Source organism: Salinisphaera sp. T5B8 (assembly GCF_040361255.1).
Lineage (GTDB): Bacteria > Pseudomonadota > Gammaproteobacteria > Nevskiales > Salinisphaeraceae > Salinisphaera.
Window position 1 is genome coordinate 140,596 of record NZ_APNG01000010.1, and the last position, 23,830, is coordinate 164,425.

Consider the following 23,830-nt stretch of genomic DNA (forward strand, 5'->3'; position numbering starts at 1 on the left):
TTGCGCTACCTATCCTCGCGTTATCGATAACGGGTAGCCAGGGAGAGCTCCTATGAAAATGAGGCGTTGGATCAGTGTATTGGGGGTGTTGCTGCTAGGGGGCTTCATGTCCGTAGCGACGGCATCACAAACGAATATCGCCGATGGCGTTGGATTGAAGCCGGATGTCTCGATCACCCTGAAGACGGGCATCGGCGAAGAGGGTATGTACTTTCAGGGCGTGGGCGGCAAGATCGATGGCCGTATCAATCCGCAGATCAAGGTACCGGAAGGCGCGGTCGTACAGCTGACGCTGATAAATGGCGACGGAGCGATGCACGATGTCGCCATTCCCGAGCTGAATGTGAAGTCGGATCAAGTGGTGGGCCGGGATTCGAGTTCGGTATTCGTATTCCGTGCCAGTGAAGTGGGCGAATTCGCCTACTTCTGCACCATCCCCGGCCATCGCGCGGCTGGCATGGAAGGCAAGCTGATCATCGGCGACAGCCAAGCCAGTGATGAAACCGGCACGGTCGACGATATCAGCCGCGACCCGGCCGATGTGCCCGACCCGATCGGCGAACGCGGTCCCAAGACCGTGAGCGTCGAGATGCAGACGGTGGAAAAGCAGGCGCGGCTTGCGGACGGCACGAGCTACCGTTACTGGACATTCGACGGTCAGGTGCCCGGCCCGCTGCTGCGTGTGCGAGAGGGCGATACCGTCGACCTGACGCTCAGCAACGCCAAGGACAGCACGATGATCCATTCGGTGGATTTTCACGCGGTCACGGGCCCGGGTGGTGGCGCGACCGTACTTCAGGTACCGCCGGGCGCCGAGAAAAGTCTGTCGTTCAAGGCCATCAAACCCGGTCTGTATGTTTACCACTGTGCGACGCCGATGGTGGCGCATCACATTGCTAACGGGATGTACGGCATGATTCTGGTCGAACCGGAAGGCGGGCTGCCGCCAGTCGACCACGAGTTCTATGTGATGCAGGGCGAGATCTACACCACGCAGGCTTATGGCCAGCATGGCGAGCTATCGTTCGATGTGCGCAAGTTGCTTGATGAAAAACCGGAATACTATGTATTCAACGGTGCCGTCGGCGCCCTGACCGATCAGCACCCGCTGACCGCGAAGGTCGGTGAAACCGTGCGCATCTACTTCGGTGTCGGCGGTCCGAATGCGACATCCTCATTCCACGTCATTGGTGAGATGTTCGACAAGGCCTATGCATGGGGTGGCACGACCAGTGCACCGGCTGAGCATGTTCAGACCATCAGCGTACCGCCGGGCGGTGCCACGATCGTCGACTTCGAACTGGAAGTGCCTGGCAAGTATGTGCTTGTCGACCATGCGCTGAGCCGCATGGAGCGAGGACTGGCTGGCTTTCTGAAAGTCGAAGGCGAGGACGTACCGGAAATCTACAATCCGGGCGGTGGTTGAGCACACGTTTGCTCCAAGCAACAAAGCCGGCGCTTATCGCGCCGGCTTTTTTTTCGTTACAAGGCGCGTTCAGATCAGTCGGTACGAGCGAATATGCCCGCGTACCGCCACGAGCGCTTGTAGACGGAACGCCAGCGCCGGTGGTATGGCGGTGTTTGCCCCCGGGCCGAGCGATTGTTCGACGCCCAGGGTCGGGATATGAAGCAATGCGGAGCCAGCCTCGATCTCGATTTCTTGCCAGTAGCCGTGTGGCGCGCCGTTATAGGGCAGTATGCCGTTGTGGGCGTCGTCCGGTGCGAGCGCGAACTCGTGGTCCGGCGGGCAATGTTCGAGTATCCGAGCGGGCCATTCCAGACGGTCGCAGCGCAGGCAATCGAACGATCGACCCAACCAGGAGGCGCGCCCGGCCGCGTGTACGACCCAGGGCCGGTTTATGAACGGCGGGCGGTGACGAACGTGTCGGTTATGGCCACAGGCCAGCCGCGCAGCCCAGTCGCCTTCATCGTCGCGGCCAAAACCGAGAATATTGCGCTGCATTCGATCTCCATAAAAAAGGCCACGCGACAACCGCCGCGTGGCCCCAATGCGATGATCGCAGCTCGCTTACTTGACGATCAGCTTGCCGTGCATCATCGAGCTGTGGCCCGGGAAGGTGCAGTAGTAGCTGTAGTCGCCACCGGCTTCAAGATCCGCGGTCTTGAAGGTCACGCTCGAGCTCTCACCGCCGCCGATCAGATCGGTATGGGCGATGATCTTGTCGTCGTCGGGCAGATATTCGTTGTCCAGGCCGGCCTGCATGCCTTCGGATGTGATGGCCTGCTTGTCGGCTTCCTTGGACAGCACCCAGTTGTGACCCATCTGGGCCACGGGCATCTTGCCGGTATGCTCAAGGGTGAGGGTGACTTCGTCGCAGTCGGCGGGGACCACGAGTTCGGATTTGTTGAACTGCATCTGGTCGTTACCGCTGATCGACAGCTCGCAGCTATCGGCAGCAGCCGCCGGGCCGGCCATGAATACGGCACCGACCGCGGTCAGCGCGCTTGCAGCCAGAAGTTTCTTCATCATTGTCGTTTCCTTTTACAGGTTGGGGAACGGGTTGTGCCGGCGCGAATACGCGCCGAACGTAGGCTTAGAGTATGGTTCCGTCCGGCCCGCACAGGCCGAACATGTTGAGATATCCCCCTTCGGGGGCGTGATGCATTAGCCAGGGCATGAGGGCGGTTAGCAAACCGAGCAGAACAACGAATGCACCGCCAGCACGTCGGAACGTTGGCCGACGCGTAAGCCGTTGCAGGCGCGAGGCCGCCGTGCCGGTGGCAATGAGGGCCGGTGCCGTGCCCAGCCCGAAGGCCAGCATCAGCCCCGCGCCTTGCAGGCTGCCGCCGCTGAAGGTGGCGGCCACGAGAATCGAATAGACGAGTCCGCAGGGTAGCCAGCCCCACAGGCCGCCCAGCAGCAAGGCCGGTAGTGCGCCCCGCCGGCCGATCAAGGAGCGGGCGGCTGGTGAAATGCGATGCCACAGGCGGAAGCCGAGATTCTCGATCGGCCGCAGCAAGCGCCAGTTCAACGCGATCTGGAGACCGATCGCGACAAGCATCGCGCCGGCTACGGCTCGCAGAATCACGATCAACAGCTGGGGATCGAGCAGCTGGCCGAGGCCGACGCCAAGGCCACCGGCCAGCGCGCCGGCAATCGCATAGCTCGTGATACGGCCGGTGTTGTAGAGCAACGCCGATACGATGGGACGACGTCGGCTTTGTGCGCCGAAGGTGATCGCGATGCCGCCGCACATGGCTATACAGTGCGAACTACCGACCAGGCCGGCAATCAGGGCGGCCGCGAACGTCAGTCCGTCTGCGTTCACGGGGGTGGCTCCGCCGAGTGTCGGTCCTCGTTCTGTTCCCGCGCGTCGTCGGCATCAGCGCGGGCATTCGGGGGACGCTTGTGCTCTTCGGGCGCGTGAGGCCAGTCGTCGTCATCGAGCAGAATGCGATACGCGGGACTATCCATATCGTCGAATTGGCCGTCGCCCACCGCCCAGAAAAAAGCCCAGACGGCAACGCCGACCAGCAGCAACGTCAATGGCAACAGCACGAGTACGATGGTCATGTCGACACCGCGGGCGTCGACGCCGGAGCGAGCGACGCGCCTGTAAGCACCGGCTCATAATGATCGGCACGCGCCAGACGGGCCGCGTTGGCGACGACCAGCAGTGAGCTGGCCGACATGCCCAACGCCGCCATCCAGGGTTGGACAAGACCGCCGGCGGCCAATGGCAGGGCGACGAGGTTGTAACAGGCGGCCCAGGCAAGGTTCTGATGGATGACGCGCATCGTACGACGCGCCATGCGCACGCCGGACGCGAGATCGGCGAGCTGTGCGCGCGTGAGCAGCATGTCCGCCTTCGCCTGAGCGAGTACGGAGCCGCTGCCCATGGCCACGGACACATCGGCCCCGCCCAGCACGGGTGCGTCATTGATGCCGTCGCCCACCATCACAACGCGTTTGCCTTCGCTTTGCAGTGTGCGCAGTCGGGCGAGCTTGTCTTCCGGCGTCATACGTGCGCGCCAGTCGTCGATCCCCATGCGCTTGGCCATTGCTTCGACCGCGCCGGGGCTGTCGCCGCTGGCGATTTCCAGCGTCAGGCCGAGTTCGCGCAGCGCGGCCAGGGACGCCTGTACCTGCGGCCGTGGCGTATCCTCGAGCACGAATCGGGCGACGGGGCGGGTGTCGATTTCCAGCACGACCGGTGTGCCGCCATCCGTCGCGTCTTCGCTCACGCCCAGCCAGGCCGGTTGCCCCAGCCGCAGATGGTGGCCCGCCAGGTTGCCTTCGATTCCCTGGCCGGCATGCTCGCGTACGTCGGTCGCTGTCAGGCTGTCGTCGGCATCGTCGCGGAATGCCTGAGCGATCGGATGGGCCGAATGCGCCTGTAGCGCGGCGGCCATTCGTCGGCATGTGTCGGCATTGTAATCCGTCGTTAGGCATTCGACGCGTTCGATACCCAGGCGCGCTTGGGTGAGCGTGCCGGTCTTGTCGAGAATCAGGTGATCTGCGTTGGCCAGCGTCTGTAGCGAGCCGGCGCGGGCCACGAGCAGCCCGCGGCGTGCCAGCGAGGCCGTGCCGGCAACAAACGCGGTCGGTGTGGCAAGCGACAAGGCGCAAGGGCACGTCACGACAAGCACGGCGAGTACGATCGGCAGAGTTTGTTCCGGCGCGACCTGCCACCAATAGAAGCCGGTTACGGTGGCCAGTACGAGTACGGCCGAGACGAATATGCCAGCGATCCGGTCGGCGAGCAGGGCCAAACGCGGGCGTTCGCTCTGGGCGCGTTCGAGCAAACGGACGATGCCGGCGACCAGGGTGTTCTGGCCGACACGCTCGATTTCGATGTCGACGCTCGACGTCAGGTTGAGGCTGCCTGCGATCGCGTTTTCGGCGGTACCGTGGGCCGCCGGCATGAACTCGCCGGACAGAAGCGATTCGTCGAATGTGCTTTCCCCGGCGATGATTCGGCCGTCGCCGGGTACGATCGTGCCTGCAGGTACGCGCACGTGATCGCCGGCACTCAATTCTGCAAGAGCGACCGTTTCGGTCTCGCCGTGCGTGGTGATACGGCGGGCGGTGGCTGGCAGGGCGCGTGCGCTATCGCCGGTCGCCAGCGCGGCGCGATGACGCGAACTCATTTCGAGAAAACGTGCCGTGGTGAGGAAGAACACGAACATCGTGACCGAGTCGAAATAGATCTCGCCGCCGGTAAAGAAGTGGTAGACGCTCGCGACATAGGCACCGCCGATCGCCAGACTCACCGGCACATCCATCCCAGGCCGACGTGCGCGCAGGTCGCGCCAGGCACCGCGTAGAAAGGGGGTGCCCGAATACAACAATACGGGGGTGGCCACGAGCAAACTCACGCCGCGCAGGAACAGCGCGATGTCGGCATCCATATCGTCGTAGATCGCCCCGGCATAGAGGGCAACCGCATACATCATCACCTGCATCATGCCCAGGCCCGCCACGATCAAACGCTTGAGAGCGGCACGCCGCTCGCGGGTGAACATCGGGACGGCTTGATCGGCGCCGAGCAGGTGTGGCCGGTAGCCCAGATGGGCGATACGACGCAGGAGGGTGGACAGGGCGGTTTCGTCTGCACGCCAGCGCAGGATCGCGCGGCCGGTTGCGGGGTTGACCTGAATATGGTCAACGCCGTCGTCATCTATGAGTACGCGCTCGATTAACCAGCTGCAGGCCGCGCAGGTGATGTTTTCCAGCAGGAGAACGGCTTCGTACGTGGCGTCGCTAACCTCGCGTACGTAGCTTTCGAGAACGCTGTCGCGATCGTAGGCGTTCCATTCATCGTCGTGCGCGGCTAGCTGGGCGTCGGGCGTGGGCGCGTATTCGCTACGAAAACGATAAAACTCGCCCAACCCGCCTTCATCGATCAGACGGGCGACCGCTTCACAGCCGGCACAACACATGGGTTGTTCGACGCCGGCGATCATCACGCGTCGTACCGGCCCCTTTGGCAACGCTTCGCCACAGTGATAGCACTGGCCAGCCGCGTCGCTCATGGGTTATTTGTTCCGTGCGCGGGGCGCGAGCGCGACGCTCGCCTGTGGGCCGATCAGGCGCCCGGTGATAGTCCACGAGCCATCGGCGGGAGACAACCGCAATTCACGTGCGCCGACGATGCGCGTTGGGGTGCTGCCGCGATAGATCCCGGCGCTGTTGCGCTTTAGCTCGATGACATGATCAGCGGTGGCCTGCGTGGCGTGCACCAGGGCCAGCCTAAGCGTTTCAGGCGCCGAGTCGAAGCCGTCCACGCGAACGCTGACAGCGCCCGAATCGCGATCGACATGCGCATTTGCGCTGATGCCCAGGCGTTCGGCTGCGTGGCGTGCGCTCTGATCTTCGGTGTAGGTCAGGCCTACCTTGGCATAGTCTTCTACCACCAAATCCGGCGGGCCGGCCATGGTGGTGATGATGACCGCCCAGAACACCACCGACGCGGCCGGGGGCGCCATCAGGGCCCAGGGCCAGACGTGGCGATACCAGGGGCGAACGGTTTGCGTCATCGACATGGTATTCACCGGTTGATCGGCATATGAAAGCGGGTTGTCTCGGTCACCGATGTGCTGCCATCGACACTGTAGGCGCGCAGCACGATGTCGTGGCCGCCGCCTTGGACTTTGCGGCTGTCGACGCTAACACGCGCCGGCAGGTTGCGGACTTCGCCGGGCGCGACACGGACGCGTTCCGGGTCGGTCTCGATGGAATATGCGTTATTGTTTGCGACTTCCACACGGAATACACGAGGCTCCTGGCTCATGTTCATGAGCTTGATTCCGTAGACGTTTTCGACATGGGTATCGTCGATGACCCGATACAGCGCGTTACGGTCGGGCAGGATATCCATACGCAGCGAGCTGCGCATTCCGATGCCGAGCACGAACGCTGCGGCCAGCACGACCAGCAGGGCGGCATAGATGAGCACGCGCGGGCGAAGCAGCGAGGAGCGCTTGCCTTCGAGTGCGTTTTCGCTGGTATAGCGAATGAGTCCGCGCGGATAGTTCATGCGATCCATAACGGTATCGCAGGCGTCGGCACAAGCACCGCAGTTGATGCACTCGTATTGCAGGCCGTCGCGGATATCGATACCGGTGGGGCAGACTTGGACGCACATGGTGCAGTCGATACAGTCGCCCAGTCCAAGCGCGCTCGGCTCGGCGCCGCGCTTGCGTGGACCGCGGGGTTCGCCGCGATTCGGATCGTAGGACACCGTATAGGTGTCGCGATCGAACATCGCGCTCTGAAAGCGTGCGTACGGGCACATGTAAAGACATACGTTTTCACGCAGAAAGCCCGCGTTGCCCCAGGTCGCGAAACCATAGAACAGCGTCCAGAAAACTTCCCAGCCACCCACGTCCAGGGTGAGAAAACGTGCGCCCAGATCGGTAATGGGCGTGAAAAAGCCGACGAAGGTAAACCCCGTCCATAACCCGAGCACTACCCAGATCGTGTGTTTGGCGGTCTTGCGCCATATCTTGTTGGCATTCCAGGGGCCGCGGTCGAGCTTGATACGGCGCATGCGGTCGCCTTCGATCTTGCTTTCGACCCAGAGGAACACTTCGGTCCAGACCGTCTGGGGGCAGGCATAGCCGCACCACACGCGGCCGACCACGGCGGTCACGAAGAATAGACCCAACGCGCAGATTACGAGCAGCAGGGTCAGGTAAATGAAATCCTGGGGCCAGAACGTCAGGCCAAGGATATGGAACTGGCGTGCTGGCAGATCGAACAGGACGGCTTGGCGTCCGTTCCAGGAGATCCACGGCAACAGATAGAACAGGCCCAGCAGTACGAAGACCGCAATCGTGCGCAGACGCTGGTAGAAGCCGTTGATTTCGCGCGGATAGGTCTTCGCACGCGACTGGTACATGCTGATGGGCTGTACCGGCGCGGCTTCGGCCGATGCGCCTTTACGGTGGCTGCGATGCGTCTGCTGGCGACTAGTCATTTCGTATCACGTGGCGTGGGGTCGGGGCGTGGCGTGCGCGGACGCCGTAGCAGCAGCGTGGTGAGCACGCTGGAGGCTACGCCGATTGCCCAGAACATCAGAAAGCCGATGGCATAACCGGCTTCACGGTTGAGCTGGATATCCGGCAACGTCTGCATACGCAGCGTTGCCGGATCGATGTTGGCGAAGAAGACGATCGAACCGATGCCGGCGACAAGAAACGCCGGCCAGAGTGTCGCCCCCCACACGTGTATACGGCGGCGGGTGTCACGCTTGTAGTACGTCGTATTCTTCATGGCATCCCTATTGGCTTTCGCTGGCGTCCGGCGTGGCCGCAGCGCCGTTCGGGTGCGACAGGCTGTAGACATAAGCCGCGAGCACGTGCACTCGATCCTCACCGAGCAGGTCGGCATGTGCCGGCATCTGGTTGCTTCGACCGTTGGCCACGATATCGCGGATGTTTTCGATCGAACCGCCGTGTAGCCAGGTCTCGTCGGTGAGATTGGGGGCGCCGATCGCCTGATTGCCGGTGCCATCCATGCCGTGACAGCCCACGCAGGTCGCAGCGAAGCGTTCCTTGCCCGCCTCGACGAGATCCGGGTTTTCCGGCGTACGGCCGTTGAGCTGGTATACGTAGGCCGCCACTTCCTTGACACCGTCTTCGCCGAGTACCGGCTTCCAGCCCGGCATCATACCGTTGCGCCCACCCAGGATCGTGCGTTCGATATTTTCCGGTGAACCACCGTAGAGCCAGTCGTTGTCGGTCAGGTTCGGATAACCGGTGGCACCACGTGCGTCCGAGCCGTGACACACAGCGCAGTTATTGGCGAACAGGCGGCGGCCGGTGTCCATGGCGTCGCCGTTCTCGGCGAGTTGCGGGATCGGCGTTGCCGCGTATTCGGCATATAACGGCGCCACCCGCTCTTCGGCGGCAGCGACCTCTTGTTCGTAGGCATCGTACTGGCTCCAGCCGAGCACGCCGGCGAACTTGCCCAGCCCCGGGTAGAGCACCAGATAACCCAGCGCGAAGATGATGGTCAGGTAGAACAGCCACAGCCACCAGCGCGGCATCGGCTTGTTGTACTCGGTCAGGTCACCGTCCCAGACATGGCCGGTGGTTTCCTCCGCCGATGCCTCGCCGGCCCGCGGCTTGGCGGTCCAGCGAATCAGCAGCCAGCAACCGGCGATATTCGCCAGCGCCAGAACGATGATGAACAGACTCCAGAAATTATTCATGACCGACGCTCCCCGTGCTGGCGGTCATCGCCAATATCGTTAAGAGGTAGACGCGAGGCTTCATCGAAGTCCGCACGACGGCGGCTGCTATAGGCCCACACGACGATTCCCAGGAACATCACGAAAAAGACCAGCGTGACGATTCCCATCAATGTGCCGACGGTCATGCTATTTCTCCTGCGCCGAGAAATCGGTGCCCAGGTGCTGCAGATAAGCGATGAGCGCCTGCATCTCGGTCTTTCCTTCGAGCTTGGCCGTTGCTTCGTCGAGCTGGGCGTCGGTGTAGGGCACGTTCAACCAGTCTTTCTGGACGCGCATGCGGGTTACCACCGTTTCCGGGTCGACCTCGTTATCGGCAAGCCACGGAAAAGCTGGCATGTTCGACTGCGGCACGACGTCACGCGGGTTCATCAGATGGGCCCGATGCCATTCGTCGCTATAGCGCTCACCGATACGTGCAAGGTCCGGCCCCGTACGCTTGGAGCCCCACTGGAACGGCCGGTCGTAGACGAACTCGCCAGCCACGGAATAGTGGCCATAACGCTCGGTCTCGGCCCGGAAGGGGCGAATCATCTGCGAGTGACAGTTGTAGCAACCCTCACGCACGTAGATATCGCGGCCGGCCAGTTCGAGCGCGCCGTAAGGCTCGATGCCTTCGGCGGGTTCGGTTGTCGATGCAGAGAAGAACAGCGGCACGATTTCCACCAGCCCGCCGATACTCACGACGATGACGATGAGAATGGCCATCAGACCGATGTTCTTCTCGACTACTTCATGCGATGCCATGTGAACGGATCTCCCTGAATTAAGCCGTGGCTGCGGCGGTCTGTGCGACCGGTCGCGGGCCAGAAATCGTGCGCCAGGTGTTCCAGGCCATGATCACCATGCCGGCCAGGAACAGAATGCCGCCCAGCAAACGCACTGCGTAGTAGGGGTAGGTCGCCTGCAGCGCCTGAATGAAGCTGTAGGTCAGCGTCCCGTCCGGGTTGCTGGCACGCCACATCAAGCCCTGCATCACGCCCGAAATCCACATCGCGGCGATATAGAGCACTACGCCGATGGTCGCGACCCAGAAATGCAGACTGATGGCCTTGACGCTATACATCTGCGTCTTGCCATACAGGCGCGGGATCAACGCATACAGCGAGCCGATCGTGATGAAGGCAACCCAGCCGAGCGCGCCGGCATGGACATGGCCGATGGTCCAGTCCGTGTAGTGCGACAGCGCGTTCACGGTCTTGATCGACATCATCGGACCTTCGAAGGTCGCCATGCCGTAGAACGACAGCGACACGATCAGGAAGCGGATGATCGGATCGTCGCGCAGCTTATGCCATGCGCCCGAGAGCGTCATGATGCCGTTGATCATGCCGCCCCAGGACGGCGCCAGCAGGATCAGCGAGAACGCCATGCCCAGCGATTGTGCCCATTCCGGCAACGACGTGTAGTGCAGGTGATGCGGGCCGGCCCACATGTAGATCGAGATCAGCGCCCAGAAGTGCACGACCGACAAACGGTAGGAGTAGATCGGGCGCTCGGCCTGCTTGGGCACGAAGTAATACATCATGCCCAGGAAGCCCGCGGTCAGGAAGAAACCGACGGCGTTATGCCCGTACCACCACTGCACCATCGCGTCGACCGCACCCGAATAGACCGGGTAGGAGTGCGTCCACGATGTCGGAATCTGGATGCTGTTGATGATATGCAGCAGAGCGACGGTCAACACATAGGCGCCGAAGAACCAGTTGGCGACATAAATGTGCTTGGCCTTGCGCTTGACGATGGTGCCGAAGAATACGATCGCGTAGACCACCCAGACCACCGCGATCAGGATATCCAGCGGCCAGATCAGTTCGGCATATTCCTTGCTCTGGGTCAGCCCCAGCGGAAGCGTGATGACCGCGCCGACGATCACCGCCTGCCAGCCCCAGAACGTGAACGCGGCGAGCTTGAAGCGATCGCCGAACAGTCCGGTGTGGCAGGTTCGTTGTACGACGTAATAAGAAGTCGCAAACAGCCCTGAGCCGCCAAATGCGAAGATCACCGCATTCGTATGCAGTGGTCGTAAACGGCTGTATGTCAGCCATGGGACATCAAAATTAAGGGAAGGGAAGAGCAGTTGGGCGGCGATCAACACCCCCACAGCCATCCCGATAATCCCCCAAAACACGGTGACCAGCGTGAACTGGCGCACCACCTTTTCGTTATAGCGCGGGGTAGCGTCCATCGATCGTTCCAGCGGTTGCAAGACCAGACAACCCCCGGTTTTCGCTGTGATTTCGAATAATACTCTCAGCGAACCGGGGTACGGCGACGCGCAGATGCTAGCCCTCAGCCAGGGTGAGCGAATTGATCTAAATCAAATATGACCGGACGCTGAAGGAGATCGTCGTCTCGCCGGGTTGTTGCGGCGCGCAAGTATGCGCTCGATCGCGCGAACGCAGGCGGGGCCAGCGCATTGTCGCGATCTGCAAGGTCCGCAACGCCGAGACGGCTCGTTATTAATAAGGTATGGGGTTTGTCGCAGGCGATATGGTGGCGCGGCGGGCCAGGAAGCCGCGCACAAAAAAGCCGGCATGAGCCGGCCTGCATGGACTATCCGAATGGGAATGGCTCCCCGGGACGGGCTCGAACCGCCGACCTAGTGATTAACAGTCACCCGCTCTACCAACTGAGCTACCGGGGAATCGGATATCCGCTTGTGTTCGCTCTGTAGCGAAGGCCGCGTATGCTAGGGGACAGCCATGGATTTGGCAAGCACGAATCGCAAATTTTTATCGGTCGAAGTGCGTGCGGCCAGGTGGTAGGCCGTGCCTCCAGTATGAATGTCTTCGCGTAGGCACTCGAAGGAGCCGGACCCGTCTCGCACGAGGCTTGTTTTCAGGCCAATCGTGCCAATTGTGGATATTCATGAGCGAAAGCAGTTTCAAACTCAAGGCAGACTGGGCGCCGGCCGGTGACCAGCCCACGGCGATCGCGGGGCTTCTGGAAGGACTGGAAGACGGGCTTGCGCACCAGGTGCTGCTGGGCGTAACCGGTTCGGGCAAGACCTTCACCATGGCGAATGTCGCCATGCAGGCCGGCCGACCCATGCTGATAATGGCCCCCAACAAGACGTTGGCCGCCCAGCTGTACGGCGAAATGCGCGAGTTCTTTCCGGATAATGCGGTCGAGTACTTCGTGTCGTACTACGACTATTACCAGCCGGAAGCGTATGTGCCGGCCTCGGATACCTTTATCGAGAAGGATTCGTCGGTCAACGAGCATATCGAACAGATGCGCCTGTCGGCGACCAAGGCGCTGATGGAACGTCGCGATACCATCATCGTGGCCTCGGTTTCGGCGATCTACGGCCTGGGTGATCCGAAGGCCTATTTCTCGATGGTACTGCATCTCGATCAGGGCGATCGCATCGGCCAGCGCGATATCGTCAAGCGCCTGACCGAGCTGCAGTACAAGCGCAACGACGTGGCGCTGGAGCGCGGCTGCTATCGCGTGCGCGGCGAAATCATCGATGTGTTTCCGGCCGAGGCCGACGATGAGGCCGTGCGCATCGAGCTGTTCGATGATGAGGTCGAACGCCTGTCGTATTTCGATCCGCTTACCGGCACGGTCAACCGGAAAGTGCCGCGGCTGACGATTTATCCGAAGACCCATTACGTCACCCCGCGCGAGCGCATGGTCGGGGCGATGGATTCGATCAAGGCTGAGATGAAGGAGCGGGTCAAGCAGTTCGAGTCCCAGGGCAAGCTGCTCGAAGCCCAGCGTATCGAACAGCGCACGCTCTTCGATCTGGAGATGATCAACGAAATCGGCTTCTGTTCGGGTATCGAGAACTACTCGCGTTATCTGTCGGGCCGTGCGCCGGGTGAGCCGCCGCCGTGTCTGCTCGATTATCTGCCCGACGACGCCATCATGGTGCTCGACGAGTCGCATGTGACCGTTCCGCAGATCGGCGGCATGTACAAGGGCGACCGGGCACGCAAGGAAACGCTCGTGGAATACGGCTTTCGGCTGCCCTCGGCGCTCGATAACCGTCCGCTCAAGTTCGAGGAATTCGAGCGCGTAGCGCCACAGATGATTTATGTATCGGCCACGCCGGGCAACTACGAAACCGAGCATGCCGACAACACCGTGGAACAGGTCGTGCGCCCCACCGGCCTGGTGGACCCCGAGGTCGAAATCCGCCCGGCCGGCAATCAGGTGGACGATCTGCTCTCCGAGATCAAGGAAGTCACGGCCAAGAACCAGCGCGTTCTGGTCACCACGCTGACCAAGCGCATGGCCGAGGATCTGACCGAATACCTGCACGAGGCGGGTGTCGCGGTGCGTTATCTGCACTCGGATATCGATACCGTCGAACGCAGCGAGATCATTCGCGATCTACGCCTGGGCGAGTTCGACGTGCTGGTGGGCATCAACCTGCTGCGTGAGGGCCTGGATATTCCCGAGGTCGCGCTGGTGGGTATTCTGGATGCCGACAAGGAAGGCTTCCTGCGCGCCGAGCGCTCGCTCATCCAGACCATCGGCCGGGCGGCACGCAACGTCGACGGGCGCGCGATTCTTTATGCCGATCAGATTACCGGCTCCATGCGGCGAGCCCTGGATGAAACCGAACGTCGCCGTGCCAAGCAGGTCGCTTTCAACGAAGAGCACGGCATTACGCCGAAAACGATTCAGAAGGCGGTGGCCGACGTCATGCGCCACGGCTACGAGGAATACAGCGAGGTCAAGGAGCGCAAGAAGGTGGCCGAAGTCGGCGCCGACTATGCACGCATGACCCCGAGCCAGCTGGCCAAGGAAATCGAAAAGCTCGAGAAGCAGATGTTCAAGCACGCCGAAAACCTGGAATTCGAGCAGGCCGGCGAGATTCGCGACCGGATCGGCAAGCTGCGCGAGCACGCTTTCGAGCTGCCGGCCAAAGCCGGCTGATCGAGCACTGCGGCGGGCGAGGCATTCGTGGCTGCCGAAGCCAGGCAAGGGCATGTGCTCGTCACCGGCGGTCCGGGCTCAGGTACCAGTACGCTCGCCGAGGCACTCGCCGCGCATCTGGCGGTGGCTTGGGTCGAGGCAGACGATTATTACTGGCAGCCCAGTGATCCGCCTTTCCAGTACAAATACGGCGCATCAGAGCGCGCCGAGCGTTTGCTCAAGACGCTGGGAAAGACGGAGCGTGCCGTGGTGGCGGGGTCGGTGATGGGGTGGGGCGACGCCGTCGAAAAGGCCTTTGGTCGCATCATCTTCATTCATACCGACCCGACCACGCGCATGGCCCGTCTGCAAGCGCGCGAACGCCAGCGCTACGGCGCAGCCAGGCCGGGTTTTCTCGCATGGGCCGCCGGTTACGATGCGGGCCAGCGCCCGGGACGCTCGCCAGGGAAGCTCTGCGCAACCTCTCGCGGCTCGCGTTCGAGTCCTCACAGACGGTGCGACAAGACGTCCGAGCGCAGCGCCTGCCTCATTGGCAGGTCAAGCTCGGCAACGCAGCCGCGGCGTCTGTGAGGCCGAACCCCTTCGGGGCCGGGGCTTTGCGCGCGCTTGATCGGCGTCAGTGTTTGCTACCGTGCAACGAGCACGCCACGCTCTCACTTCCTAGCCAATCGCGCGCAAAGCACGCCGGCGCGACCGTGACAGGTTGTGCAGAGCTTCCCTAGCCCGGCATGAGGCATGGCTGGCACAGCGCGCCGAGCCCGTGCTGCGCCGGGACGGCGGGTGTGAACTCGGCGCGCTTACGGCTGACGCGGTGTCGTTCTGCGAGGGTAGTCGGACGTAAGCGATCGTCCCGCGGCACAAAAATGTTTCGGTAAAGGGTTGCCTCGGCCCGCTGGCGCCGGTATTGTTTCGCACCTCGACAGGCGCGTAGCTCAGTTGGTTAGAGCGCTACCTTGACATGGTAGAGGTCGGTGGTTCGAATCCACTCGCGCCTACCAGTTTGTTGATATCTGGCGGTCGTGCCGTGGTTCGATATCACGGCGATCGACGGGATTCTCACCACCGACCCTACGGGTCGGGGTTGTCGGCTTCTTGACGAAGCCGATCCTGCGGACTCCCTTCGGTCGCGTTACCTCGCTTCGCGCGGTTATCGAATCCACTCGCGCTTACCAGTTTGTTTATCTCTGTTGTCGTGCCGTGGTTCGATGCCACGGTGATCGACAGTCGGAAGCCTGAAGAAGCCGCAGCCGGGTTTTCCCGCCCGCGGCTTTTTTGTTTCGCGCATTCGCTGTCCGGCGAGTGACATGCACGCGGCCTCTGGTATGGGCCGCCACTGACAAAGGAATGCCATGCCCGCTATCTCTTTGCCCGACGGTTCCGTCAAGCACTTCGATCATCCGGTGACCGGCATGCAGGTCGCCGAGTCCATTGGTGCGGGTCTGGCCAAGGCCACGCTCGCCGCCCGAATCGACGGCCGCCTCGCCGACGCCTGTGTTGAAATCGATCACGACGCCGAGGTCGCGCTGATCACTGCGCGCGATCGCGAAGGGCTCGATATCATCCGTCACTCCTGTGCGCATCTGCTCGGGCAGGCGCTCAAGACCCTGTATCCGAACGTACAGATGGCGATCGGCCCGGTCATCGAAGACGGTTTTTATTACGATATCGCCATCGACCGCACCCTCACGCCGGAAGATCTGGAAAAGATCGAGGCGCGGATGCATGAACTGGCCGAGCGCGATCACGACGTGATCCGCGAAGTGGTCACCCGCGAACAAGCCTTGGCCACGTTTGCCGCCCGCAACGAGCCCTATAAACAGGAGATCGTGCACGGCATCCCCGAGGGCGAAACCATTGCCTTGTACCACCATGAAGACTACACCGACATGTGTGTCGGCCCGCACGTGCCGAATTCGCGGCATTTGCGTGCGTTCAAGCTGACCAGTCTGGCCGGCGCCTACTGGCGTGGCGATGCCGACAACGAGATGCTGACCCGTATCTACGGTACCGCCTGGGCGAACAAGAAGGATCTCAAGGCCTATCTCGCCCATATCGAGGAGGCCAAGAAGCGCGATCATCGCCTGATCGGCCGGCGCCAGGATCTGTTCCATATCCAGGAAGAAGCCCCGGGTATGGTGTTCTGGCACGATCGTGGCTGGCAGATTTATCTGCAGATCACCGATTACATCCGTGCCCGGCTGAGCCGCCAGGGCTATCGCGAGGTGCATACGCCCTCGCTTATTGATCTGTCGCTGTGGGAAAAATCCGGCCACGCGGAAAAGTTCATCGAGGACATGTTCATTACCGGTTCCGAGGAGCGGCAGTTCGCGGTCAAGCCGATGAACTGTCCCGCCCATGTGCAGATCTACAATCGCGGGTTGAAGAGCTATCGCGATTTGCCGCTGCGCCTGGCGGAATTCGGCTCCTGTCATCGCAACGAGCCCTCGGGCACGCTGCACGGCCTGATGCGGGTGCGCGGGTTTACCCAGGACGATGCGCATATCTTCTGTACCGAAGCCCAGATTGGCGCCGAGGTTGGTACGTTCATCGACCTGTTGTACGCGGTCTATCGCGACTTCGGCTTCGAAGAGGTGCTCATCAAGCTCTCGACTCGGCCGGAAAAACGTGTCGGTTCCGATGCCGTCTGGGACAAGTCCGAAGCCGCCTTGCAAAAGTGTCTGGAAGACAAGGGTCTCGACTTCGAGCTGCAACCGGGCGAGGGCGCCTTCTACGGACCCAAGATCGAGTTTTCCCTGCGCGACTGTCTAAATCGCGTGTGGCAGCTGGGGACCGCGCAGCTGGATTTCTCCATGCCCGAGCGCCTGGGTGCCGAATACGTCGACGAGAACGGCGATCGTCAGGTGCCGGTGATGATTCACCGTGCCATCCTGGGCTCGTTGGAGCGCTTCATCGGCATTCTGATCGAGCACTATGCGGGTTCCATGCCGTTGTGGCTGTCGCCTTCGCAGGCGGTATTGCTCAATATTACCGACGCCCAGGCCGGGTTTGTCGAAGACACGGCCACGCAGCTTCGTGACGCGGGGCTACGTGTGGATACGGACTTGCGAAACGAAAAGATCGGCTACAAGATTCGTGAACATACGATGCAGCGCGTGCCCTATCTTCTGGTGGTCGGCGATCGCGAAGTCGAGTCGAACGCCGTCGCGGTTCGAACCCGTGAAGGCGAGGATCTCGGCAGTATGAGCGTCGATGCGTTCCTGGCCCTGGCCAATGAACGCATCAAGGCCAGAAATTAGCCTTATGAGGCTGGCGTGCGCGTTATCATCTGCTATACTCGCGCGCTTCGCGCAATTCGTGCGTGGCAAAAGCAGTACGAATATGCCGGTAATGCAAGGAGGACGCTGAAATCGCTTCTGGACAAAAGGATCGTCGCAACGATGCGATAACCGCGCGGGAGGTCCGCGTGATCGACCCCGACGGGGAACAAGTCGGCATCATGCGAATCGAGGATGCGCTCGAAAAGGCAGCTGAGTATTCACTCGACCTGGTCGAGGTTTCGCCCAATGCCAATCCGCCGGTTACCCGGATCATGGATTATGGCAAGCACATCTTCGAAAAGAAGAAAACGCAGCAGGCCGGTAAGCAGAAACAGAAGCAGACGCAGCTCAAGGAAGTGAAGTTCCGCCCGGGTACAGACAAGGGCGACTACAACATCAAGCTGCGTAAGCTTAAAGAGTTTCTCGAAGACGGCGACAAGATCAAGATCACGCTGCGTTTTCGTGGCCGCGAAATGGCCCATCAGGAACTCGGCATGGAGTTGATGGACCGCGTTCGCGACGACCTCGAAGAAATGGCCAGTGTCGAACAGCATCCAGAGATGCAGGGTCGTCTGATGACCATGGTCATGGCACCGCTCAAGGGCGTGCCCAAGAACAGCAAAAAGTAACCAGACCCGGCCGGGCCGGGACATGTTCGATTTAGAGAGAAGTTATGCCCAAGCTCAAGACGAACCGCGGCGCCGCGAAACGTTTCAAGCGTACCGGCAGCGGCAAGCTGCGTCGCCGTCGCGCTTTCGACAACCATATCCTGACCAAGAAGGCGCCCAAGCGTAAGCGTCGTCTGGCCCAGGGGGCGCTGGTGGCGCATTGCGATCAGCCCGCCATGGACCGCCTGATTCCCTACAAATAGGGAAGGGCGCTGCGCGCGCAGCGGGTCTGAAAGATATTCGGCTCGCCGACCTGCCCGTTTGGCACGTCGGCGGATAGTTTTTAAACAGTTATAAACAGGAAACGCGAAAATGGCACGAGTCAGTCGCGGCGTGACGGCCAAGGCCCGTCACAAAAAAGTGCTCAAACAGGCTAAGGGTTATTACGGTGCGCGCAGTCGTACCTATCGCGTTGCCCGCCAGGCCGTGTTCAAGGCCGGTCAGTACGCCTATCGTGACCGTCGCAACCGCAAGCGCGATTTCCGCGCGCTGTGGATCACGCGGATCAGCGCGGGCGCGAAGGAACTGGGCACCTCGTACAGCAAGTTGATGAACGGCCTGAAGAAGTCCGGCATCGAGCTGGATCGCAAGATTCTCGCGGACCTAGCCGTGCGCGACAAGGCAACGTTTGCGGCGATCGTCGAGCAGGCGAAATCCGCCCAGGCCTGACTCGTTGGCCCGGTTCCTTCGAATCGGGCATTCTCCGGCTGACCGATATCGTATAACCGATATTGGCAAGCGAGTGAGCATTCTCGATAAAGGGAAAGGCGGTCGCCTTTCCCTTTTCGTGTTTGTGAGTGCGTGCCTGTGTCGGCCGGGGGCTTTTCATAGATTTCCGGTTGCAGGAGTTGCGGCGCATGACTAGCGAACTCGAGCGTCTGCGCAAGCAGGCGATCGCCGATATCGAGGCGTCGGACAGCCTTCAGGCCCTGGATGCGCAGCGCGTATCGTTGCTGGGTAAAAAGGGCGCGGTGACCGCGCAGCTCAAGCAATTGGGCGCCTTGCCGCCCGACCAGCGCCGCGACGAAGGCGCACGCATCAATCACGTCAAGGCCGAGTTGGCGGATGCGATCAATACCCGACGCGAAGCCCTCGAGGCCGAGGCGAGGGCGCGCCGCATGGCGCAGGAGAGCGTCGATGTGACGCTGCCCGGCCGAGGGCGGCGCCCCGGGGCAGGTCATCCGATCACGTTAACGCGCGAACGTATCGAGCGTTTATTCGTGCATAACGGTTTCGAGGTCGTCCAGGGCCCGGAAATCGAAGACGATTACCATAATTTCGAAGCGCTGAACGTGCCGCCGGATCACCCCGCGCGGGCCATGCAGGACACGTTCTATGTCGATGGCGCGCGGCTTTTGTTGCGCACGCATACTTCGCCGGTGCAGGTACGCACCATGGAATCGCGCCAGCCGCCGATTCGCGTGATCGCGCCGGGACGCGTTTACCGTTGCGATTCCGATCGCACGCATAGCCCCATGTTCCATCAGGTCGAAGCCCTGTATGTGGCCGAGGGCGTAAGTTTTGCCCAGCTGCGTTCGGAGTTGCAGGCGTTTCTCGAGGGTTTTTTCGCAACCGAATTGAAGCTGCGTTTTCGGCCGTCCTATTTCCCGTTCACCGAGCCTTCCGCGGAAGTCGATATCGATGGCCGTAGTCTGGGCACGGGTTCAGGCTGGATGGAAGTGCTCGGCTGCGGCATGGTGCATCCGCGTGTGCTCGAGGCTGCCGGTATCGACAGCCAGCGTTATACCGGCTATGCGGTCGGCATGGGCGTTGAGCGGCTGGCGATGCTGCGTTACGGCGTGACCGATCTCCGGCAATTCTACGACAACGATCTGCGTTTTCTCGAGCAGTTCGCCTAGCGGGTACACACGGCGCTGGCGCGCGGTGTGCGACCGTTCTTTCGATATTGGCTGATGTATGAAGATTAGCGAACAGTGGTTGCGCGAGTGGGTCGAGACCGACGCATCGGTCGATGTGCTCACCCGAGAGCTGACCATGGCCGGGCTCGAAGTGGACGACGTGCTCGATGGCGGGCCAGTGCTCGATGCCGTCGTGGTCGGCCGTATTACCGAGTGCAAGCCGCACCCACAGGCGGATCGGCTCAAGCTTTGCCAGGTGGATGTCGGCAGCGATACGCCGCTGGCGATCGTCTGCGGCGCGCCCAATGCCGCGACCGACCTTATGGTGCCGGTCGCGCTGGTGGGTGCCACGCTGCCGAACGGGCTGACCATCGAAGCGACGGAAATTCGCGGCGAGGCCTCGGCCGGCATGCTCTGTAGTGCCAGCGAGCTCGGGTTGAGTCAGGATTCGGCCGGCTTGTTCGCGCTCGCACCCGATGCGCCGGTGGGCATGCCCCTGAGCGACTATCTGGGGCTGCCGGATCGCATCCTGGATATAGATCTCACCCCCAACCGGGGCGATTGCTTGAGCCTGCGTGGTGTGGCCCGCGAAATTGCAGTCGCGCAGGACCTGCCGGTACACGCGCCCGCGATTTCGGCACCGCCGGCAAGCATCGGCGCCCGGCGCGCGGTGCGTATCGATGCCCCCGATCGCTGTGCGGCCTATGCGGCACGCACGATCGAGAACATACAGGCAAACGCCGCGACGCCGGTCTGGATGAGCGAACGACTGCGCCGCGCTGGCGTTCGCCGGATCAGCCTGCCGGTGGATATCGGCAATTACGTAATGCTGGAGTTCGGCCAGCCCATGCATGCCTTCGACGCCGACAAGCTCGAGGGCACGATCTGTGTAAGGCTGGCGAGTGAGGGCGAACATATCGTCACCCTCGACGGCGAAGATGTCGCCCTGGATGCCAGCACGCTGGTCATCGCCGATGACAGCGGGCCGGTGGCGATCGCCGGCATGATTGGCGGCCAGCGTACGGCCGTGGACGAACACACGCGCAATGTCGTGTTCGAATCCGCCTGTTTCACGCCGGCGGCCGTGGCCGGGCAGGGGCGGCGCTACAAGATTCATACCGATTCGCTGCACCGCTTCGAGCGCGGCGTTGATCCGGCCCTGTACTCGCTCGCCCTCGATCGCGCGGCCGAATTGTTGGTTGGCCACGGGGGCGGCTCGGCCGGGCCCGTCGTCGTAACCGAAGGTGCGCCGGTATGGCCGCAGCCTCGGCGTATCGCGCTCGATACGCACCATATTTCGCGCCTGCTGGGCCAGAGCGTCGATGATGCCTGGGTCGAGAAGGCTTTGCCCGCGCTGGGTATCACGCTGGAAGCCGAGGGCGAAGGCCAGTGGATCGCGTGTCCGCCGAGCTGGCGCTACGATCTCGAAATCGAAGCGGATCTGATCGAGGAAGTCGCGCGGGTGTATGGCTACGACCATCTGCAGACGCGCGATTCCAGCGTAACCCTGCCGCCGGTGCCGGCGGACGGCGGTCTGGATACGGCGGCCCATGCGGGTATTACCCTGCGTGAACGCGGCTATAACGAAGCGATTACCTACAGCTTTGTCGAGCCGGGGCTGCATGCGCAACTCACGGGTGGCGAACCCGCGGTGGTACTGGACAACCCGATCTCCGATCAGCTTGTGGAAATGCGGCGTACCCTGTGGGCCGGGCTGCTGCCGAGTTGGCATCACAACGTACGCCGCCAGCAGGCCACGATTCGGCTCTACGAGCGGGGTCTGCGCTTCATTCCGGACGGCCAGTCCGAACATGGTATCGGCCAGCACGATACGCTGGCCGGCCTGGCCAGTGGTCTCGCGGAAGATACGCACTGGGACCGGCCTGCCCGCGCACTGGATTTCTTCGACATCAAGGGCGATGTCGAGGCGTTGTTCGCCGGCGTGCCCGGCCGCCTGACCTTTGAAGCTGCGGCCCATCCGGCCCTGCACCCCGGCCGTAGCGCACAAATCGTGCTGGACGGTAAACCTGTCGGTTGGCTCGGCCAGCTATCTCCCGACTTTTCGAAGCGCTATAAAAACATAGAATTACCGTATGTTTTTGAAGTGGATTATGAAGCGTTGGGTAAGCCCGGCGATATCCGTTTCGAAGCATTGTCCGAGCAGCCGACCGTACGCCGCGACCTGGCGTTGGTCGTCGCCGAGGGGGTGCCGGTCGCTGCCTTGGTCGATGCGATCGAAAGCGTCGATGTGCCCGAATTGCGCTCGGTTCAGATTTTCGATGTGTTTCGCGGTGAAGGGCTTGAGACTGGTTTCAAGAGCGTAGCTTTAGGCTTGATTTTCCAAGATAAAGCGAGCACGCTTACCGACGAACGGGTGGAGAAAATAATCGATCGCGTCCTGACCGCTCTGCACGAGCGCTGCGACGCGCGTATCAGGGGTGAATAATCGTGGCATTGACCAAAGCGGATCTGACCGAAAGTCTTTTCGACCAGTTGGGCTTTAACAAGCGCGAGTCGAAAGAATTTGTCGATTGCTTCTTTGAAGAAGTACGTCAAACCCTTGAAGAAGGGGAATACGTCAAACTCTCCGGGTTCGGCAATTTCGAGCTACGGGACAAGAATCAGCGTCCCGGCCGGAACCCCAAGACCGGTGAGGAAATCCCGATCTCCGCGCGACGTGTGGTGAGTTTCAAGCCAGGCCAGAAAATGCGCGCCCGCGTCGAGTCGAGCATTGACGCAAACAGCTGAAGAACTGCCGCGGATCCCCGACAAACGCTACTTCACGATCGGTGAAGTCAGCGAGCTTTGTCGGGTCAAGCCGCATGTGCTGCGCTACTGGGAGCAGGAGTTCTCTCAGCTCAAACCGGTAAAGCGGCGCGGTAACCGCCGCTACTACCAGCAGCACGATGTCATCATTGCGCGCGATATCCGTATGTTGCTCTACGAGCAGGGTTTTACCATTCAGGGCGCGCGTCTGCAGTTGCGTGACAAGGGCCGCGTACTCGCGGCGCTTCCGGTGGCCAGCGCCGCCGATTCGCTCGCTTCGATCCGCCAGGAACTCGAAGCCATCGCCCAAAATCTGGACTGATCGCAGGCAAGTCGATCGACGTTGCGATTATCGCTCGACGTACGGCATATCTCTGATACCATACGCATCTTCTCGGGGTATGGCGCAGCTTGGTAGCGCGTCTGCATGGGGTGCAGAAGGTCGCAGGTTCAAATCCTGCTACCCCGACCAATTTTCCCTCTTCGTATCAGCGGGGTAGGGCCTTCGCCTGGAGGCCCGCTCTCGAGCATACCGAAATTAGCGCTTGCACAGTGGGGCAAGTGCTTCCTGAAATTCGGTGGCTTTGCCGTTCAAAGATTCCGTCGCAGCGCCGATCCCGTCTGCTCCTTTGGCCGCCATATCCGGAAAGCCTAGGCCGATACCCAGCATCAAGTTGCCTGCGCAGTCTTGCCATTCGGAGTAGGCTTGGTAGAGACGATCGAAGTCGTTCTTCAAAATGTCTGCGTAATATAGACGTGCAATTATTCGAAGTTCAGTGAGAGAGTCGAGAGCAATCGAGTAACCGTCGGTAACTTCGCCGCGGCTGCGCATGATAGATAGCTCTTGAGTTTTCTGGATTGCCTCGTCTTGAAGCTGTTCAGCAAGTCGGTACATTTGCTCAATTCGCTCTCTATCGCGGTCGCTTACCGAGTCCCGATGTTCGAGAAAGGCTTTCACCATTGGCCCGATTTGCGAAATTGCCGCGCCGATGACGGTGCCAAGCGCGATCCCAGCTCCGTCTATAGCCACTATAAGCTCGCAGTACTGACGCGCACATAGCTGCGCTTGTGATCGAATAGACAGACGGGTGTTTGCTCGGAATAAGCAACACCCTTTCTGTAAATTCGCGATCCTAACGCTGGCGTAA

24 protein-coding genes and 3 tRNA genes are annotated in these 23,830 nt (G+C 61.4%); 13 read left to right on the forward strand and 14 right to left on the reverse strand.

What is annotated here, in order from left to right; translation table 11 throughout:
- The first annotated feature begins 52 nt into the window (after positions 1–52).
- Positions 53–1,426, forward strand: coding sequence for a copper-containing nitrite reductase (nirK, locus tag T5B8_RS10790; protein ID WP_353178635.1), 1,374 nt, complete (start codon positions 53–55; stop codon positions 1,424–1,426).
- Positions 1,427–1,495: 69 nt separating this feature from the next.
- Here the strand turns inward: nirK and T5B8_RS10795 are convergent, their stop codons facing one another.
- From T5B8_RS10795 to T5B8_RS10855, 13 genes are all read right to left on the reverse strand, one after another.
- Positions 1,496–1,963 carry a DUF3565 domain-containing protein gene (locus T5B8_RS10795; RefSeq protein WP_353178637.1) on the reverse strand — a complete coding sequence of 156 codons (468 nt, stop codon included), beginning with the start codon at positions 1,961–1,963 and terminating at the stop codon, positions 1,496–1,498.
- A 66-nt stretch (positions 1,964–2,029) separates the two neighbouring features.
- A complete protein-coding gene (gene azu, locus T5B8_RS10800) occupies positions 2,030–2,491 on the reverse strand; it encodes an azurin (protein ID WP_353178638.1) in 462 nt (153 codons plus the stop codon).
- A 64-nt stretch (positions 2,492–2,555) separates the two neighbouring features.
- Positions 2,556–3,290 carry a sulfite exporter TauE/SafE family protein gene (locus T5B8_RS10805; protein WP_353178639.1) on the reverse strand — a complete coding sequence of 245 codons (735 nt, stop codon included), beginning with the start codon at positions 3,288–3,290 and terminating at the stop codon, positions 2,556–2,558.
- Complete coding sequence (gene ccoS / locus T5B8_RS10810; protein WP_353178641.1) at positions 3,287–3,535, reverse strand: cbb3-type cytochrome oxidase assembly protein CcoS; 249 nt, start codon at positions 3,533–3,535, stop codon at positions 3,287–3,289. The genes T5B8_RS10805 and ccoS overlap by 4 nt, the downstream gene beginning before the upstream one ends.
- Complete coding sequence (locus tag T5B8_RS10815; RefSeq protein ID WP_353178643.1) at positions 3,532–5,997, reverse strand: heavy metal translocating P-type ATPase; 2,466 nt, start codon at positions 5,995–5,997, stop codon at positions 3,532–3,534. Before T5B8_RS10815 ends, ccoS begins: the two co-directional genes overlap by 4 nt.
- Positions 5,998–6,000: 3 nt before the next feature.
- Positions 6,001–6,507 carry a FixH family protein gene (locus T5B8_RS10820; RefSeq protein ID WP_353160202.1) on the reverse strand — a complete coding sequence of 169 codons (507 nt, stop codon included), beginning with the start codon at positions 6,505–6,507 and terminating at the stop codon, positions 6,001–6,003.
- Between the two features lie 5 nt (positions 6,508–6,512).
- Positions 6,513–7,943, reverse strand: coding sequence for a cytochrome c oxidase accessory protein CcoG (gene ccoG / locus T5B8_RS10825; RefSeq protein WP_353178645.1), 1,431 nt, complete (start codon positions 7,941–7,943; stop codon positions 6,513–6,515).
- Entirely contained in the window at positions 7,940–8,239 is a 300-nt protein-coding gene (locus tag T5B8_RS10830) for a hypothetical protein (protein ID WP_353178646.1), read from the reverse strand. Before T5B8_RS10830 ends, ccoG begins: the two co-directional genes overlap by 4 nt.
- A 7-nt stretch (positions 8,240–8,246) precedes the next feature.
- Positions 8,247–9,179, reverse strand: coding sequence for a cytochrome-c oxidase, cbb3-type subunit III (ccoP, locus tag T5B8_RS10835; RefSeq protein ID WP_353178648.1), 933 nt, complete (start codon positions 9,177–9,179; stop codon positions 8,247–8,249).
- The gene (locus T5B8_RS10840) at positions 9,176–9,346 is read right to left on the reverse strand and encodes a cbb3-type cytochrome oxidase subunit 3 (RefSeq protein WP_006915435.1); all 171 of its coding nucleotides are present in this window, start codon (positions 9,344–9,346) and stop codon (positions 9,176–9,178) included. The genes ccoP and T5B8_RS10840 overlap by 4 nt, the downstream gene beginning before the upstream one ends.
- A gap of 1 nt (position 9,347) precedes the next feature.
- Complete coding sequence (gene ccoO / locus T5B8_RS10845; RefSeq protein ID WP_353178650.1) at positions 9,348–9,965, reverse strand: cytochrome-c oxidase, cbb3-type subunit II; 618 nt, start codon at positions 9,963–9,965, stop codon at positions 9,348–9,350.
- Between the two features lie 19 nt (positions 9,966–9,984).
- Positions 9,985–11,406 (reverse strand): cytochrome-c oxidase, cbb3-type subunit I, encoded by a 1,422-nt coding sequence (gene ccoN / locus T5B8_RS10850; protein WP_353178652.1) that lies wholly within the window; start codon positions 11,404–11,406, stop codon positions 9,985–9,987.
- Positions 11,407–11,789: 383 nt separating this feature from the next.
- Positions 11,790–11,865: transfer RNA gene (locus T5B8_RS10855), tRNA-Asn, on the reverse strand.
- Positions 11,866–12,089: 224 nt separating this feature from the next.
- Between T5B8_RS10855 and uvrB the strand changes: the two genes are divergently transcribed.
- From uvrB to T5B8_RS10915, 12 genes are all read left to right on the forward strand, one after another.
- The gene (gene uvrB / locus T5B8_RS10860) at positions 12,090–14,111 is read left to right on the forward strand and encodes an excinuclease ABC subunit UvrB (protein ID WP_353178654.1); all 2,022 of its coding nucleotides are present in this window, start codon (positions 12,090–12,092) and stop codon (positions 14,109–14,111) included.
- 27 nt (positions 14,112–14,138) lie between these two features.
- Entirely contained in the window at positions 14,139–14,681 is a 543-nt protein-coding gene (locus tag T5B8_RS10865; protein WP_353178656.1) for an AAA family ATPase, read from the forward strand.
- 351 nt (positions 14,682–15,032) lie between these two features.
- Positions 15,033–15,109: transfer RNA gene (locus tag T5B8_RS10870), tRNA-Val, on the forward strand.
- Between the two features lie 351 nt (positions 15,110–15,460).
- Positions 15,461–17,368, forward strand: coding sequence for a threonine--tRNA ligase (gene thrS, locus T5B8_RS10875; RefSeq protein WP_353178658.1), 1,908 nt, complete (start codon positions 15,461–15,463; stop codon positions 17,366–17,368).
- 110 nt (positions 17,369–17,478) lie between these two features.
- Complete coding sequence (infC, locus tag T5B8_RS10880) at positions 17,479–18,018, forward strand: translation initiation factor IF-3 (protein ID WP_353178684.1); 540 nt, start codon at positions 17,479–17,481, stop codon at positions 18,016–18,018.
- Positions 18,019–18,062: 44 nt separating this feature from the next.
- Positions 18,063–18,260, forward strand: a complete 198-nt coding sequence (gene rpmI, locus T5B8_RS10885; protein WP_293623633.1) for a 50S ribosomal protein L35 — start codon at positions 18,063–18,065, stop codon at positions 18,258–18,260.
- Positions 18,261–18,369: 109 nt separating this feature from the next.
- Positions 18,370–18,726: a 50S ribosomal protein L20 gene (rplT, locus tag T5B8_RS10890; protein ID WP_353178660.1), complete on the forward strand. Its 357-nt coding sequence runs from the start codon at positions 18,370–18,372 to the stop codon at positions 18,724–18,726.
- 188 nt (positions 18,727–18,914) lie between these two features.
- The gene (pheS, locus tag T5B8_RS10895; RefSeq protein WP_353178661.1) at positions 18,915–19,916 is read left to right on the forward strand and encodes a phenylalanine--tRNA ligase subunit alpha; all 1,002 of its coding nucleotides are present in this window, start codon (positions 18,915–18,917) and stop codon (positions 19,914–19,916) included.
- Positions 19,917–19,974: 58 nt separating this feature from the next.
- Positions 19,975–22,362 carry a phenylalanine--tRNA ligase subunit beta gene (gene pheT / locus T5B8_RS10900; RefSeq protein ID WP_353178663.1) on the forward strand — a complete coding sequence of 796 codons (2,388 nt, stop codon included), beginning with the start codon at positions 19,975–19,977 and terminating at the stop codon, positions 22,360–22,362.
- A 2-nt stretch (positions 22,363–22,364) separates the two neighbouring features.
- Positions 22,365–22,664, forward strand: a complete 300-nt coding sequence (locus T5B8_RS10905; RefSeq protein WP_353178665.1) for an integration host factor subunit alpha — start codon at positions 22,365–22,367, stop codon at positions 22,662–22,664.
- Positions 22,648–23,004, forward strand: coding sequence for a MerR family transcriptional regulator (locus T5B8_RS10910; protein ID WP_353178667.1), 357 nt, complete (start codon positions 22,648–22,650; stop codon positions 23,002–23,004). The genes T5B8_RS10905 and T5B8_RS10910 overlap by 17 nt, the downstream gene beginning before the upstream one ends.
- Positions 23,005–23,077: 73 nt before the next feature.
- Positions 23,078–23,154, forward strand: a tRNA-Pro gene (locus T5B8_RS10915).
- Between the two features lie 66 nt (positions 23,155–23,220).
- On the opposite strand, the gene T5B8_RS10920 is transcribed toward T5B8_RS10915, so the two are convergent.
- The coding region (locus T5B8_RS10920) for a hypothetical protein (RefSeq protein WP_353178668.1) at positions 23,221–23,830 on the reverse strand (610 nt) is incomplete at its 5' end.